This window comes from Pseudomonas sp. GW822-FHT06B12 (assembly GCF_058799675.1).
Genome location: NZ_JBXALR010000005.1, coordinates 1 through 14066, shown reverse-complemented (window position 1 = coordinate 14066; position 14066 = coordinate 1). Strand labels below are relative to the sequence as shown.

The following is a 14066-nucleotide window of genomic DNA, read 5'->3' as shown; positions in this document are numbered from 1 at the left end:
ATAGTCGGGCCTTTTTTTGATCAGGTAACCTTGATCTGTTCCCGATTGCGCTGTGGCGTCGGGGGTTGAGCCGTGGCCCAGTTTTCCGGCAGGTTGATGTAGTTGACCAGCTCACGCAAGCGTCCGTGATCACGGGCGTTGAAGGTGAAGGCCAGTCGCGCCAGGTGACTGAATTGAGCCTCGTCGTGCTCCTCGCCACTGTAAGTATGTTGATGAAAATGATCGCTCAGGCACAGGTCGGCAAAGGCCTCCTGCATATGCTCGAGCGCTTGGTCGTTGAGTGTGTGATTCATGCGGATCACGAACTGATGTTTCAGCCAGCGACTTGAGTGGAAGTTGCTGTAGAACTGATTGATCTCCTCAACGGCTTCATCGACGTTGTACACCAGACGAATCAGCTTCAGGTCGCTCGGCAGGATGTAACGGTTGGCCTCCAGTTGATTGCGGATGAAGTCCAGCGCCCCTTCCCAGAAAGTGCCGCCGGGAGCATCCAGCAACACCACGGGAACCAGCGGGCTTTTGCCGGTCTGGATCAGGGTCAGCACCTCCAGGGCTTCGTCCAGTGTGCCGAAGCCGCCTGGGCAGAGCACCAGCGCGTCGGCCTCTTTGACGAAAAACAGTTTGCGGGTAAAGAAAAAGTGGAAGGGCAGCAGGTTGGCGGTGCCGTCTACGGTCGGATTCGCATGCTGCTCGAAGGGCAGGGTGATATTGAATCCGAGGCTGTGATCCCGGCCTGCACCTTCATGGGCGGCGGCCATGATGCCGCCACCGGCACCGGTGATGACCATCAGGTTCGACTGAGCGAGTTTTTCGCCCAGTTCCCGGGCCAGGGCGTACAGCGGATGTTCGACCGGCGTACGTGCCGAGCCGAAAACGGTCACTTTACGCCGCCCCTTGAACTGCTCCAGCACACGGAAGGCGTGCTCCAGTTCGCGCAGGGCTTGCAGCGTGATCTTGGCGTTCCAGCGATTGTGGTCCTCTTGCGCCATGCGCAAGACAGTCAACATCATGTCGCGATAAATCGGGATATTCGGGCTATTGGGTGAAACCAGGTTGAGTTGCTCTTCGATCTTGCTGGTGAGATCGACGCCGATGCTTTGAAAATGACGCACCAGAAGGTCATTCGGTTGGTAAGGCATTCAACTTCTCCTTCTACACAGAACCTTCGGCTCGAACGAGAAATTCGCCTGAGCCGCGACACTGCTTGTGTCGCTGTCAGCCCGCAAGAGGGCTGGGCACTACACCCGACTCGACATCGCCATGAAGCGTTGAAGTGGCGGTCGAGTCATCCAGACGGGTTCTGTTTATCCCTTGGATGAAAGAAACGTTCGCACTACAAGACTCTGAATGGGCAGCCCCTTTTCTGCCTTGAACATTTAACACGAATACACTGAATCTAGACGTTCGCGGTGAGTTGCGCTGACTTGATCATGGTCCTCGAAAGTCTTCGCTGGCAATAACTTATTACGGGTTTGCAATTGGCTTCCACCGCCCGTCAGAACCTCTGCTGGATGGCCAGAGCTCTGATTTACTAAGTTACAGACACAACAAGACAGCATTGCGTCCAGGGCAAGGCGCAACGCTTCAGGAGCTGTGGGGAATCATCGCGCAATCATTGGCGATCAAGTGCAAGGAGGCTGGCAATGAGTCTGGTGATTCTAGAGGTCGATACGCAACTGTATCGATTGCTGCAGTCGGCGGCCGAACGCAATCACGTGAGCCTCGAAGAGGAGTGTCGTCGGCGTCTGGAAGGGCAAGAGTGGCGCTCGCCTTATTTGCAGGCGCTGGTGGCAGAACTGCGCGCCGATGATGAGCAACGACGCGCTGGCTCGCAGTGATTACTTTTTCTTTTGCGCAGTCTGCGCAGGGCAATCCGATTCCTGGTAGCTGGCCGAGCCTACGGGCCGATTGGTTTTGTTTTCCGAGAAGTCGTAACGCATGATCGCGCCCTTGGCCATCAGCTTGCGGTAGTTCGCGTTGCGGCAAACGCTGGCGCCCAGTTGCAGATAAACCGCTTTCGGATTGGCACGCATTTCGTCGGCATAACCTGATTGCACGCTGATATGGTCGATCAGCTGTTTGCCTTCAACCGTGTAGCCTTGGTCGAGAAGGTTCTCATTGATTTCCCGAGGCAAGCCGACGTTACTTTCCGCAGCAACCTTTTCCAGCATCTTGCCCAGATTCAAGTCATTCAAAGAGGCCGCTTGAGCGCTGAAGGGCAGGGCCAGCAGAAGGGCAGCGGTGGGAACGATAAGGCGCAGCATGAAACTCTCCTGGTTCAGTGACTGGTGCTTCGACCAGCCACATGGCGGTGCGTTCAGTGGCGGCGGATTATAGGCGAGCGGGGGGTAGGTGGTACAGGTTTGGGCGGCCCGCTCTGGTAAACTGCCACGACTTTCTGTCCTGCCGAGTGTGTTTCGTGTCGATTTTCCTTCCCTGCCGGTGCTGCCTGCGATGAGCAATGCAGCCTCACGTTTTGCCATGAACGCCGTAGCCCGTCTGCGCGATGAGCGCGAAGAGGAAAGTACCAAGCCTTTTCTGGCTCGCGGTTCACGGGCACCCCGTTGCCATACGTGCCGGGTGATTGAGAGTCACTGCCTGTGTAACTGGCGTCCCCAGGTCGAATCGCGAGCGGGCGTGTGCCTGATCATGACCAGGAAGGAAGTGTTCAAGCCGAGCAACACCGGCTGGCTGATCGCTGACGTGGTCAGGGACAACTTTGCCTTTATCTGGTCGCGTACCGAAGTCGACCCCGAACTGATCAAGCTTTTATCCGACCCGCAGTGGCAGCCTTACCTGGTCTTTCCCGGCGAATACGTTGCTCCCGAACGCGTGACTCATGCGGTTGAGGATACTGGCGAGAAGCGCCCGCTGTTCATCCTGCTGGATGCGACCTGGACCGAGGCGAGAAAGATTTTTCGCAAAAGCCCTTATTTCGACGGGTTTCCGATTCTGAGCCTGCTCCCCGAAAAGCTCTCACGGTACCGCTTGCGAAGGTCTACCCGGAGCGAGCACCTGTGCACCGCCGAAGTGGCTGCGTTGTGCCTGGATCTGGCGGGAGATATAGAGGCTGCATCGGCGCTGGATGCCTATTTTGATGTGTTCAGCCAGCATTACCTCGATGCCAAACATCAGCTGGAATTGAATGTCTCGACCCCTGCTCATACAGAACTGCTGCCATTCGTTGAGCACACAGCGCCGGTCATGTCCTGATAGTCACCCATACTGACAGGCAACCACGGGTTTGCGGCTTGACCACCCAGGCTTCGCTGGGCATCCTTGGCGCCGATTGGGTGCGGCCGAAGATTGAAACGCCGGTTTTATGGGCTCTTGGCGTTGAACGTGCCCTGTTGGGGCCGCTGTCTGGCGGTACCTCGAGTTGCCTTGGCGAGGCCTGAATGCATCAGGTCTGCCATAAAAACAGGATCATTTGAAAAATGGCCACATACGAAATCCTGATTGCCGATGACCACCCGCTCTTTCGCAGCGCGCTGCATCAGGCCGTGACCCTGGGCCTTGGCCCGGAGGTTCGTCTGGTGGAGGTGGCGAGCATTGCCGAGCTGGAAGCCCGTCTGACCGAAAAGGCTGACTGGGATCTGGTGCTGCTGGATCTCAACATGCCGGGCGCGTACGGTTTTTCCGGGCTGGTGCTGTTGCGCGGTCAATACCCGCAGATCCCGGTGGTGATGGTTTCGGCTCAGGAAGAAGCATCGATCATGGTGCGTTCCCGTGAATTCGGGGCCAGCGGTTTCATCCCTAAATCCAGTTCGCTGGAAGTGATTCAGCAAGCCGTGCGCACAGTACTGGATGGCGACGTCTTCTGGCCGCCCCAGGCATTCGAAGCGGTCAGCGTTTCGGACGAGGCCAAGGCAGCCAGCGAAGGCTTGGCCAGTCTGACACCACAGCAGTTCCGTGTATTGACCATGGTCTGCGAAGGTTTGCTGAACAAGCAGATAGCCTACGAACTGAGTGTTTCGGAGGCAACGATCAAGGCGCACGTGACGGCGATTTTCCGCAAGTTGGGTGTGCGTACCCGGACTCAGGCGGCGTTGCTCTTGCAACAACTTGAGTCAATATCTAGCCATTAAAGGCGCTTCCATTCACGCTTTTTTAACTTTAGTTGATCTAGCTTTCCCACTCCTTTTGGTTCAGTTGCTTACTCTATGTCACCTTTCAAAGGTCAAACCGGTCTCAAGCGCATTCTCAATGCAGGTGGTTATTCCCTTGACGGTCTGCGTGCAGCCTTCACCGGTGAAGCCGCTTTTCGTCAACTGGTCCTGCTGAATGTCATTCTGATTCCGCTAGCATTTGTGCTGAACGTCAGCCACGTCGAACGTGCCTTGCTGATTGTCGTCTGTATGCTGGCGCTGATCGTCGAGTTGCTCAATTCGGCCGTGGAAGCAGCGATTGACCGGATTTCCCTCGAACGGCACCCGCTGTCGAAAAATGCCAAGGACATGGGTAGCGCTGCTCAGTTAGTGGCGCTGAGCATGATCGCGCTGGTGTGGGCAATTATCCTGATCTGACGCCTTCAGGCGATCGTCGGCAGAACGATCTCGTCGCTGCGCTGAACCCCAGCGGTGAAAGCGCGGCACAATTCGAGAAACTCGCGCATGGCCGATGTCTGATATTTCTGTTTGTGCCAGATGAAATAGAACTGCCGCGCCAGATCCAGATCCGGCGTTTCCACCGCCACCAGACTGCCGCGGCGGAACGCGTCGCGTAGCGCCAACCGTGAAATACAGCCAATCCCCAAACCAGATTCGACCGCACGTTTGATCGCCTCGGTGTGTTCCAGCTCAAGCCGAATATTCAACGCGCTACGGTGATGACGCATGGCCTGGTCAAAGGTCAGGCGCGTGCCGGAACCCTGTTCGCGAAGGATCCACGCCTCATGGGTCAGTTCCTCCATGGTCGCCTGGCCACGGGCGGCCAGCGGGTGTTGCGGGGCACAAAACACCACCAGCTCATCCTCGACCCAGCTTTGTACCTCGATGTCCGGGTGGCTGCAGTCGCCTTCGATTAGACCCAGATCAATTTCATAGTGGGCGACTTGTTGCACGATGTTGGCAGTGTTCTGCACGTGCAGCTTTACCTGGCTTTCCGGATGGCGCTGCATGAAGCTGCCGATCAGCAAAGTCGCCAGATAGTTGCCGATGGTGAGGGTGGCACCGACCGCCAGCGAGCCGAAACCGGACTTGCCGTTGAGCAGGTCTTCGATTTCCTTGGCCTGGTCGAGCAAGGCCACCGCCTGTGGCAACAGTTGTTTACCCATGGCGTTGAGGCTCAGCCGCTTGCCGGCGCGGTCGAACAATTGGCAGCTGGATTGACGCTCGAGCTCGGTGATCGAGGTGCTGGCCGCCGACTGCGAAAGATTGAGCAGACCCGCAGCACGAGACACACTCTCTTGCTGAGCGACGGCGACGAAGACTTGAAGTTGACGTAGAGTAAATCGCATATCGATATAACCGATAACCCTTATCTTAATAATCCAGTTAACAGATATTGTCGCCGCCATTAGAATGCTATGCAATTGCGCTCGGCAGCTCATTTTTTGCAGGGCAGGCGCAGAGCATGCGCAGACAAATCTCCAGGAGTCCCCCGTACATGAGCAACATGAACCACGAGCGTGTCCTCAGTGTTCATCACTGGAACGACACTCTGTTCAGCTTCAAGTGCACCCGCGATCCGGGCCTGCGCTTCGAGAACGGCCAGTTCGTGATGATCGGCCTGCAACAGCCCAATGGCCGCCCGCTTATGCGCGCTTACTCGATTGCCAGCCCGAACTGGGAAGAGCATCTGGAGTTCTTCAGCATCAAGGTTCCCGATGGTCCGCTGACTTCCCAGTTGCAGCATCTGAAGGAAGGCGACGAGATCATCATCAGCAAAAAACCGACTGGCACCCTGGTGCTGGACGATTTGAAGCCTGGTAAACATTTGTACCTGCTCAGCACCGGCACTGGTCTGGCGCCGTTCATGAGCGTCATCCAGGATCCGGAAACCTACGAGCGTTTCGAAAAAGTGATCCTGTGCCACGGCGTACGTTACGTCAACGAAGTCGCTTACCGCGAGTTCATCACCGAGCACCTGCCGCAGAACGAATTCTTCGGCGAGGCTCTGCGTGACAAGTTGATCTACTACCCGACCGTGACTCGCGAACCGTTCGAAAACGAAGGTCGTCTGACCGACCTGATGCGCAGCGGCAAGTTGTTCAGCGATATCGGCCTGCCGCCGATCAATCCTGAAGACGACCGCGCCATGCTCTGCGGCAGCCCGAGCATGCTCGACGAAACCAGCGAAGTGCTCAACAGCTTCGGTCTGAAAGTTTCGCCACGTATGCGTGAGCCGGGTGACTACCTGATCGAGCGCGCATTCGTCGAGAAGTAAGCCTTTTCCTTTGGGATAGGGCTTTTGTGGGAGCGAGCCTGCTCGCGATGGCGATGTATCAGTCGACATTGATGCTGAATGTCTGACTGTAATCGCGAGCAAGCTCGCTCCCACATAAAAGCAAAAGCCCGCGTTGCCTGAGAAGGCAGCGCGGGCTTTTGCGTTTCTGGTGTTCAGGTTTTCGCGGGGATGACTTCCAGGACACGGATCAGCCCGGCTTCCGGGTAATGCCAGCGCACGTCCAGATCCCAGAACTGGGCGCCGTATTCGCGTTCGGGTGCAGGCGTCTGGTAGGCCGGGCGTGGGTCTTGCGCCAGACATTGCTCGATCAGCTCGACCAAGGGCTCTTCAAGGCGCTGAGCGTGCGTATGAGCTTGTTGCAGTGCTGCGTCTGCCCACTGCACCGGAATCAGCTGCGGCGCGGCGCTGGCGATCTCGTTGGATGCGCCCGGGATGATATCGGCGTAGGGCACGTAGGGTTTGATGTCGAGAATCGGCGTGCCGTCCAGCAGGTCAATGCCGGAGATCCACAGGCGATTGGCTTCAACCTTGTCCAGCTTGACCACCGATTGCCCAATGCCATTGGGCCGATGGGTCGCGCGCGTGGCGAACACACCCATGGACTTGTTACCGCCCAAGCGCGGTGGGCGGACCTTGAGTCGCGGTTTGTCTTCCAGCGCCTGATGAAACAGGAACAGCAGCCAGACATGGCTGACCTGCTCCAGGCCTTGCACCGCATCACCCTGATCGAATGGCGCCACCAGCTCCAGAATGCCGCGAGCGGCCGGAGCCAGTTGCGGCTGACGCGGAATAGCGAACTTCTCCTTGAAGCAGGAACGCACGAAGCCGATGGGGGAAACGCTGTAGGTCATGGTTTGGGGTCGAGGCGGGAAAGAGGTGGGCATGATAACCCGAGCAACCGCTGGATCGGTGGCGCCCGTCAGTCCGCCATCGCGAGCAGGCTCGCTCCCACATGTGATCTGTTGTGCTTACACATTCTGTATTCACAGAAGATCTACTGTGGGAGCGAGCCTGCTCGCGATGGCCGCACCGCCGATTTCAGAGGCTGAACCCACCATCCAGCGGAATGATGTTCCCGGTCATGTAGGCCCCGGCGGTACTCGCCAGGCTGATGGCCAGAGCGGCCATTTCTTCTTCGCGGCCCCAGCGTTTCATCGGGATCAGTGCCGTGTCTTCGGCCAGCGCCTGTTCATCATTGCCGATGTGTTGGGTCATTTTGCTCGGGAAGCGACCGGGGGCGATAACGTTGACGTTGATATGCTGGCCGACCAGTTCGCGGGCAAGAATTCGCGACAGTTGATGTAAGGCCGCCTTGCTCGGGCCGTAGGCATACGCCTGTTCGCCGAAGGACGAAATCCCGGCCACCGAGCCGATATTGATGATCCGCGCTGGATTGGCGGCCGAGCCGGCCTTGCGCAACAGCGGCAGGAATTGCTGGATGCAGTTGAACACCGAGGTCACGTTGAGCTGCATGACTTTCTCCCAGCCCTTGACCGGGTAGCTTTCCAGCGGTGCACCCCAGGTGGTACCGGCGTTGTTCACCAGAATATCCAGATGGCCGATCTGTTCGCCCAGGCGAGCAGCCAATTGCTCGACACCTTCTTCATGGGCCAGGTTGGCAGCCACCCCGTGGCAAACTCCGAAGATGCTCAGTTCCTCTGCGGTTTGTTGGCAGGCTTGCGCATCGCGGGCACACACGTAAACGGTAGCGCCAGCCTCGACGAAAGCTTTGGCGATCATTTTGCCGATACCACGGGTGCCGCCGGTCACCAGAGCGGTGCGGCCTTGCAGGGAAAAGTAGGGATGCATGGCGAATCCTGAGCGCTGTAGGGGAGTACTTACCCTAGTCGTCAGGCGCGAGAAGCGGAGCCACTATTGTCGAGCGGAATGGACGCTCATGCGTATCTGCGGTGACCGAAGCGGTCACCGCAAGTCAGGGGGATCAGCCGCGAACGCGCAGGGTCAGGCCCTTGAGGAAGTTGCGCAGCAACTGGTCACCGCATGGGCGGTAGTTGGTGTGGCCGAATTTGCGGAACAGCGCGCTCAGCTCCGGCTTGGAGACGGGGAACTCGGCAGCCTTGAGAATCGCGTGCATGTCGTCTTCTTTCAGTTCGAAGGCCACACGCAGTTTCTTCAGAATGATGTTGTTGGTGATCGGCAGCTCGATCGGCTGCGGCGGACGGCTTTCGTCCTTGCCGCGCTTGAAGAACACCAGGCCATCGAGGAAATGCGCCATGACGTCGTCCGGGCAGCGTACGAAGCCTTCCTCGTCTTCTTCTTTCTTGTCGAGGTACGTCACCAGGTCGGGCAGGGTGACATCCATACCGCCGAGCTTGATGATCTCGATGACTTTCTTGTCGCTGATGTCGAGCATGTAGCGCACGCTGCGCAGTACGTCGTTATGAATCATGTGTGCAGTCCTGATCATTCAGCTGTGGGCGTTGCCGGTAACGGCGACGCCGAAATGTGTGGCCGCCTTAGAATTTCTCTTTGGCAGACAGATAGCGCCATTGCCCCAACGGCACTTTGCCAATGGAAACACCGCCGATGCGGATGCGGCGGATGGCGACGACCTTCAGGCCGACGGCCTGGCAGAACAGGGCAATCACGCCCGGTTGTGGGTTTTTCATCGCAAAGCGCAGGCGATTTTCGTTCTGCCAGCTGGCTTTGACCGGCGGCAGTTCCTTGCCCTTGTAGGTCAGGCCGTGGTTCAAGCGGTTGAGGCCGTGAGCCACCATCTCGCCTTCAACCTCGACGACATACTCTTGCTCGATCTTGGCGGAGTCGGCGGTGAGCTTGCGCAGGATCTTCCAGTCCTGGGTAAACACCAACAAACCGCTGGCATTGGCCTGCAGGTCGGTACTGGCGGTCAGCCGCAGGAAGTGGCCCTTGAGCGGACGTTTGCTGAAGCGGTGTTCTTCGCTCAGGGTCTCGGCGCTGATGGTTGCCATGGCAGTTTCTGCGTCCATGCCAACAGGCACGTTTAGCAGGATGGTCACGGGCTCCGGCGCGGTGGCCTTGGCTTCGGGGTCGAGTTCGACTTTCTGGGTGTCGACCTTGAACTGCGGCTCATCGATGACTTCGCCGTCCACGGTGACCCAGCCGCCCTCAATGAACAGCTCAGCCTCCCGACGGGAACAGCCGACGAGCTCGATGAGGCGTTTGGAGAGACGAATCGGGTCAGTCATGACAGGGGCCGTTACAAAAGGGGGGAGGCATTGTACCTGCCTCGCGCCGGTTAATCGCGAATCCATTTCAGTACTGTGGCTTTTTGTGGGAGCGGGCTTGCTCGCGAAAGCGGTTTGTCAGTCAGCATTGATGTTGAATCTGATGGCCTCTTCGCGAGCAAGCTCGCTCCCACATTTGTTCCGTGTTGTGTCAGCGATGCTGTGAACGTTGCTGGTTTTGACGCAAACGCATGTGCAGCAGCGGATAAGGCTGGCCCATGCCATCGACCTCCGAGCGTCCGATGACTTCGAAACCCTGTTTGAAATAAAACCCCAAGGCTTGCGGGTTTTGTTCGTTGACGTCCAGTTCATCGGCATTCAGGTGTTCGAGTGCGTAGTGCAGCAGTTGTTTGCCCAGGCCCTCGCCACGGTGTTCGGGGGCGATAAAGAGCATTTCGATCTTGCCTGCCGCAACGCCGGCAAACCCGGTGATGTGCAGGCTTCGGTCGCGGGTGCAGATCAGCATGACGGAATCCAGATAACGGGTGAGCACCAGATTCTTCAGCCGCTCGATGTAACTGTCGGGTAAAAAGTCATGCGTGGCGCGTACCGACGCCTCCCAGACCCGGGTCAGTTCTTCGTAGTCGCTTTGTTTCGGTGTATGGATGACCGAATGATGGCGCATGCCCGCCTGCCCCTTGTGCTGTGCGTGAGGTGAAATCCTCTTGCTGAACAAAACGATAGACGTAAAAAAGCCCCGCATCTCGTGAAGAGAGCAGGGCTTTTCATATTTTTTACGTTTAGATCTGTTCAGCCCACAGGTCGTATTCGTCGGCGTCGGTCACTTTGCACCAGACCTTGTCGCCCGGCTTGAGGTTGCTGCCGTTGTCGATGAACACGTTGCCGTCGATTTCCGGGGCATCGAAGAAGCAACGGCCGACCGCGCCTTGCTCGTCGACTTCATCGACCAGCACTTCGATTTCACGGCCGATGCGCATTTGCAGGCGCGCCGAGCTGATGGCCTGCTGGTGCGCCATGAAGCGATCCCAGCGGTCTTGCTTGACGTCATCCGGAACGATATCCAGGTCCAGATCGTTGGCCGGTGCGCCTTCAACCGGCGAGTACTGGAAGCAGCCGACGCGGTCGAGCTGGGCTTCGGTCAGCCAGTTCAGCAGGTACTGGAAGTCTTCTTCAGTTTCGCCAGGGAAGCCGACGATGAAGGTCGAACGGATGATCAGGTCCGGGCAGATCTCGCGCCAGTTCTTGATGCGCGCCAGGGTCTTGTCTTCGAACGCCGGGCGTTTCATCGCCTTGAGGACTTTCGGGCTGGCGTGCTGGAACGGGATGTCCAGGTACGGCAGGATTTTCCCGGCGGCCATCAGCGGGATCAGCTCGTCGACGTGCGGGTACGGGTAAACGTAGTGCAGACGAACCCAGACGCCAAGGGTGCTGAGCGCTTCGCAAAGTTCGGTCATGCGGGTTTTCACCGGCGCGCCGTTCCAGAAGCCGGTGCGGTACTTGACATCAACGCCGTAGGCGCTGGTGTCCTGGGAAATGACCAGCAGCTCTTTGACGCCGGATTTGACCAGGCGCTGGGCTTCGTCGAGCACATCGCCCACCGGACGGCTGACCAGTTTGCCGCGCATCGACGGGATGATGCAGAAGCTGCAGCTGTGGTTGCAGCCTTCGGAAATCTTCAGGTAGGCGTAGTGACGCGGCGTCAGCTTGATGCCTTGCGGCGGCACCAGGTCGATCAGCGGGTTGTGATCCTTGCGCGGCGGCACCACGTCGTGCACGGCGTTGACCACTTGCTCGTACTGCTGCGGACCGGTCACGGCGAGCACGCTCGGGTGCACGTTACGGATGGTGCCTTCTTCGACGCCCATGCAGCCGGTGACGATGACCTTGCCGTTTTCCTTGATGGCTTCGCCAATCACTTCCAGGGATTCGGCCTTGGCCGAGTCGATGAAGCCGCAGGTGTTGACCACCACGACATCGGCGTCCTGATAGGTGGACACGACGTCATAGCCTTCCATGCGCAGTTGGGTAAGGATGCGCTCGGAGTCGACCAGTGCTTTCGGGCAACCCAGGGATACGAAGCCAACTTTAGGGTTGGCCGGCGTTGTGGTGGACATGTCTAACCTCGGTGTTTTGTGACGCCTCCAGCCGAAGACGGCAAGGCGACAGATGGGCACTTGAAGTGCCTCTGATCAAAAAGTGCGCAATTCTAGCGATGGTCAGCGCACTTGACCAGCTTTATGCAGGGAAATACGACGAGTGCTGCGCTATGCTTCGCGCCGTTACACCCAGGCGTATTTTTTCAGTCAACAAATCGTCTGTATCAATAAGTAAAACGGTGCATGCTGCACAGCAGTCTGCGCAGGTTGGCAAAGCGTAGGTGCTTGCTCGACGTCGTGCTTTTTATATGAAGCCCCGGTCTTGGTGGCAGGAGTGGTTGATGGGTCAGGCAAGTAGTCAGGCAGTAGGCTCAGGGCATTCCGGGGCAAAGCCCTTGGGGATGTTGGTAGCGGCGGTCGGGGTGGTTTATGGCGATATCGGTACCAGCCCGCTGTACACCCTCAAAGAGGTGTTTACCGGTGGCTATGGGGTACAAGCCAACCATGACGGGGTGTTCGGGATTCTGGCGCTGATTTTCTGGTCGCTGATCTGGGTGGTCTCGATCAAGTACGTGTTGTTCATTTTGCGTGCCGACAACCAGGGCGAAGGCGGGATCATGGCCCTGACCGCGCTGGCGCGGCGAGCCTCGGCATCGTATCCGCGGCTGCAGTCGGTGCTGGTGATCCTCGGCCTGATCGGCGCAGCGCTGTTCTACGGCGATAGCATGATCACCCCGGCGATTTCCGTATTGTCGGCGGTGGAAGGTCTGGAACTGGCATTCGACGGCCTCGAACGCTGGGTCGTGCCGTTGTCGCTGATCGTGCTGGTGGGGTTGTTCCTGATCCAGAAACACGGCACCGATCGTATCGGCAAGTTGTTCGGCCCGGTGATGGTGTTGTGGTTCGTGGTGCTGGGTGTACTGGGTGCGCATGGCATCTCCCAGCATCCGGAAGTGCTGCAAGCGCTGAACCCGGCCTGGGGCGTGCGCTTCTTCGTCGTTCACCCAGGCATGGGCATCGCGATTCTCGGCGCTGTGGTGCTGGCGCTGACCGGTGCCGAGGCGCTGTACGCGGACATGGGGCACTTCGGTCGCAAGCCGATTGCCCGTGCCTGGTTTGCGTTGGTGCTGCCGGCGTTGGTGCTCAACTATTTCGGTCAGGGCGCCTTGCTGCTGGAAAACCCGGATGCAGCGCGTAACCCGTTCTACCTGCTGGCGCCGGGTTGGGCGTTGATTCCATTGGTCGTGTTGTCGACGCTGGCGACGGTGATCGCCTCTCAGGCGGTGATTTCCGGTGCGTTCTCCCTGACCCGTCAGGCGATTCAACTCGGTTACATCCCACGCATGTACATTCAGCACACTTCCAGTGCTGAGCAGGGCCAGATCTACATCGGTGCGGTGAACTGGGCGCTGATGGTCGGGGTGATTTTGCTGGTGATCGGTTTCGGCTCCTCCAACGCGCTGGCCTCGGCTTACGGTGTGGCGGTGACCGGGACCATGCTGATCACCAGTATTCTGGTGGCGGCGGTGATGCTGTTGCTGTGGAAATGGTCGCCGATCCTGACGGTGCCGATCCTGATCGGCTTCCTGCTGGTGGACGGGCTGTACTTCGCCGCCAACGTGCCTAAAATCGTGCAGGGCGGTGCTTTTCCGGTATTGGCGGGGATTGTGCTGTTTATCCTGATGACGACCTGGAAACGCGGTAAAGAGCTGTTGGTGGACCGGCTGGATGAGGGCGGGCTACCGCTGCCGATTTTTATCAACAGTATTCGCGTGCAGCCTCCGCATCGGGTCCAGGGCACGGCGGTGTTCCTCACGGCACGGGTGGATGCGGTGCCCCATGCGTTGTTGCACAACTTGCTGCACAACCAGGTGCTGCATGAGCGGGTGGTGCTGCTGACCGTGGTTTACGAGGATATTCCGCGGGTGCCGAAGCAGCGGCGGTTCGAGGTCGAATCCTACGGTGAAGGCTTCTATCGGGTGATCCTGCATTTCGGCTTTACGGACGAACCGGATGTGCCGCAAGCGCTGAAGCTGTGTCCTCTCGATGAGCTGGACTTCAGTCCGATGCGTACGACGTATTTCCTCAGTCGCGAGACGGTCATCACCTCCAAGCTCGTCGGCATGGCCCGTTGGCGCGAAGCGTTGTTCGCCTTCATGCTGAAAAACGCCAACGGCAACCTACGGTTCTTCAAGTTGCCGGTGAACCGGGTGATTGAGCTGGGTACACAGGTAGAAATGTAAGCCCCACAAAAAGATCGCAGCCTGCGGCAACTCCTACGCGAAACCCGCGAATAACCCGTAGATACTCTGTTTCCGGTCAAGCTTTCGCGAAGTGCTTTTCGCTGAAAAGCTTGGCCGTATCAAAATCCTCT

The 14066-nt window shown here is 58.2% G+C and carries 15 protein-coding genes; 6 read left to right on the top strand and 9 right to left on the bottom strand.

Annotated features, from left to right (window positions below):
- Positions 1 to 20 precede the first annotated feature (20 nt).
- The gene (locus AC1RKH_RS12430) at positions 21 to 1139 is read right to left on the bottom strand and encodes an LOG family protein (protein ID WP_493062264.1); all 1119 of its coding nucleotides are present in this window, start codon (positions 1137 to 1139) and stop codon (positions 21 to 23) included.
- Positions 1140 to 1643: 504 nt separating this feature from the next.
- On the opposite strand from AC1RKH_RS12430, the gene AC1RKH_RS12425 reads away from it, so the two are divergent.
- Positions 1644 to 1838: a hypothetical protein gene (locus AC1RKH_RS12425; protein WP_123428388.1), complete on the top strand. Its 195-nt coding sequence runs from the start codon at positions 1644 to 1646 to the stop codon at positions 1836 to 1838.
- Here AC1RKH_RS12425 and AC1RKH_RS12420 read toward each other — a convergent pair whose 3' ends face one another.
- On the bottom strand, positions 1839 to 2264 hold the full coding sequence (locus AC1RKH_RS12420) for a PA3611 family quorum-sensing-regulated virulence factor (protein ID WP_071551585.1): 426 nt from the start codon (positions 2262 to 2264) through the stop codon (positions 1839 to 1841). It lies immediately after the preceding gene.
- A gap of 190 nt (positions 2265 to 2454) precedes the next feature.
- Here AC1RKH_RS12420 and AC1RKH_RS12415 point away from each other — a divergent pair, with 190 nt between their 5' ends.
- The 3 genes from AC1RKH_RS12415 to AC1RKH_RS12405 all read left to right on the top strand — a co-directional run bounded on the left by AC1RKH_RS12415 (position 2455) and on the right by AC1RKH_RS12405 (position 4526).
- Positions 2455 to 3213: a tRNA-uridine aminocarboxypropyltransferase gene (locus AC1RKH_RS12415; RefSeq protein ID WP_493062263.1), complete on the top strand. Its 759-nt coding sequence runs from the start codon at positions 2455 to 2457 to the stop codon at positions 3211 to 3213.
- Positions 3214 to 3437: 224 nt separating this feature from the next.
- Positions 3438 to 4088 (top strand): response regulator transcription factor ErdR, encoded by a 651-nt coding sequence (gene erdR, locus AC1RKH_RS12410; RefSeq protein ID WP_493062262.1) that lies wholly within the window; start codon positions 3438 to 3440, stop codon positions 4086 to 4088.
- Positions 4089 to 4163: 75 nt separating this feature from the next.
- The gene (locus tag AC1RKH_RS12405; protein ID WP_493062261.1) at positions 4164 to 4526 is read left to right on the top strand and encodes a diacylglycerol kinase; all 363 of its coding nucleotides are present in this window, start codon (positions 4164 to 4166) and stop codon (positions 4524 to 4526) included.
- Positions 4527 to 4531: 5 nt separating this feature from the next.
- On the opposite strand, the gene AC1RKH_RS12400 is transcribed toward AC1RKH_RS12405, so the two are convergent.
- Positions 4532 to 5458 (bottom strand): LysR family transcriptional regulator, encoded by a 927-nt coding sequence (locus tag AC1RKH_RS12400; RefSeq protein WP_185015472.1) that lies wholly within the window; start codon positions 5456 to 5458, stop codon positions 4532 to 4534.
- Between the two features lie 149 nt (positions 5459 to 5607).
- Between AC1RKH_RS12400 and fpr the strand changes: the two genes are divergently transcribed.
- A complete protein-coding gene (gene fpr, locus AC1RKH_RS12395; RefSeq protein ID WP_003189055.1) occupies positions 5608 to 6387 on the top strand; it encodes a ferredoxin-NADP reductase in 780 nt (259 codons plus the stop codon).
- Positions 6388 to 6560: 173 nt separating this feature from the next.
- Here fpr and tsaA read toward each other — a convergent pair whose 3' ends face one another.
- From tsaA to rimO, 6 genes are all read right to left on the bottom strand, one after another.
- Positions 6561 to 7259, bottom strand: a complete 699-nt coding sequence (gene tsaA / locus AC1RKH_RS12390) for a tRNA (N6-threonylcarbamoyladenosine(37)-N6)-methyltransferase TrmO (protein ID WP_493062260.1) — start codon at positions 7257 to 7259, stop codon at positions 6561 to 6563.
- Positions 7260 to 7446: 187 nt separating this feature from the next.
- Positions 7447 to 8217 carry an SDR family oxidoreductase gene (locus AC1RKH_RS12385; RefSeq protein WP_493062259.1) on the bottom strand — a complete coding sequence of 257 codons (771 nt, stop codon included), beginning with the start codon at positions 8215 to 8217 and terminating at the stop codon, positions 7447 to 7449.
- Between the two features lie 133 nt (positions 8218 to 8350).
- Positions 8351 to 8818 (bottom strand): YehS family protein, encoded by a 468-nt coding sequence (locus AC1RKH_RS12380; protein WP_123428375.1) that lies wholly within the window; start codon positions 8816 to 8818, stop codon positions 8351 to 8353.
- Positions 8819 to 8885: 67 nt separating this feature from the next.
- Positions 8886 to 9596 (bottom strand): rRNA pseudouridine synthase, encoded by a 711-nt coding sequence (locus AC1RKH_RS12375; RefSeq protein WP_493062258.1) that lies wholly within the window; start codon positions 9594 to 9596, stop codon positions 8886 to 8888.
- Positions 9597 to 9786: 190 nt separating this feature from the next.
- The gene (locus AC1RKH_RS12370) at positions 9787 to 10260 is read right to left on the bottom strand and encodes a GNAT family N-acetyltransferase (RefSeq protein WP_493062257.1); all 474 of its coding nucleotides are present in this window, start codon (positions 10258 to 10260) and stop codon (positions 9787 to 9789) included.
- Positions 10261 to 10375: 115 nt separating this feature from the next.
- Positions 10376 to 11710 (bottom strand): 30S ribosomal protein S12 methylthiotransferase RimO, encoded by a 1335-nt coding sequence (gene rimO, locus AC1RKH_RS12365; RefSeq protein WP_123428369.1) that lies wholly within the window; start codon positions 11708 to 11710, stop codon positions 10376 to 10378.
- 323 nt (positions 11711 to 12033) lie between these two features.
- On the opposite strand from rimO, the gene AC1RKH_RS12360 reads away from it, so the two are divergent.
- Positions 12034 to 13935: a potassium transporter Kup gene (locus AC1RKH_RS12360; protein WP_493062256.1), complete on the top strand. Its 1902-nt coding sequence runs from the start codon at positions 12034 to 12036 to the stop codon at positions 13933 to 13935.
- Positions 13936 to 14066: the final 131 nt, after the last annotated feature.

Bases quoted from the DNA above. Each gene is read 5' to 3' on its own strand.
- AC1RKH_RS12430 (WP_493062264.1), bottom strand. From the start codon at position 1,139: ATGCCTTACCAACCGAATGACCTTCTGGTGCGTCATTTTCAAAGCATC.
- AC1RKH_RS12425 (WP_123428388.1), top strand. From the start codon at position 1,644: ATGAGTCTGGTGATTCTAGAGGTCGATACGCAACTGTATCGATTGCTG.
- AC1RKH_RS12420 (WP_071551585.1), bottom strand. From the start codon at position 2,264: ATGCTGCGCCTTATCGTTCCCACCGCTGCCCTTCTGCTGGCCCTGCCC.
- AC1RKH_RS12415 (WP_493062263.1), top strand. From the start codon at position 2,455: ATGAGCAATGCAGCCTCACGTTTTGCCATGAACGCCGTAGCCCGTCTG.
- erdR (WP_493062262.1), top strand. From the start codon at position 3,438: ATGGCCACATACGAAATCCTGATTGCCGATGACCACCCGCTCTTTCGC.
- AC1RKH_RS12405 (WP_493062261.1), top strand. From the start codon at position 4,164: ATGTCACCTTTCAAAGGTCAAACCGGTCTCAAGCGCATTCTCAATGCA.
- AC1RKH_RS12400 (WP_185015472.1), bottom strand. From the start codon at position 5,458: ATGCGATTTACTCTACGTCAACTTCAAGTCTTCGTCGCCGTCGCTCAG.
- fpr (WP_003189055.1), top strand. From the start codon at position 5,608: ATGAGCAACATGAACCACGAGCGTGTCCTCAGTGTTCATCACTGGAAC.
- tsaA (WP_493062260.1), bottom strand. From the start codon at position 7,259: ATGACCTACAGCGTTTCCCCCATCGGCTTCGTGCGTTCCTGCTTCAAG.
- AC1RKH_RS12385 (WP_493062259.1), bottom strand. From the start codon at position 8,217: ATGCATCCCTACTTTTCCCTGCAAGGCCGCACCGCTCTGGTGACCGGC.
- AC1RKH_RS12380 (WP_123428375.1), bottom strand. From the start codon at position 8,818: ATGATTCATAACGACGTACTGCGCAGCGTGCGCTACATGCTCGACATC.
- AC1RKH_RS12375 (WP_493062258.1), bottom strand. From the start codon at position 9,596: ATGACTGACCCGATTCGTCTCTCCAAACGCCTCATCGAGCTCGTCGGC.
- AC1RKH_RS12370 (WP_493062257.1), bottom strand. From the start codon at position 10,260: ATGCGCCATCATTCGGTCATCCATACACCGAAACAAAGCGACTACGAA.
- rimO (WP_123428369.1), bottom strand. From the start codon at position 11,710: ATGTCCACCACAACGCCGGCCAACCCTAAAGTTGGCTTCGTATCCCTG.
- AC1RKH_RS12360 (WP_493062256.1), top strand. From the start codon at position 12,034: ATGGGTCAGGCAAGTAGTCAGGCAGTAGGCTCAGGGCATTCCGGGGCA.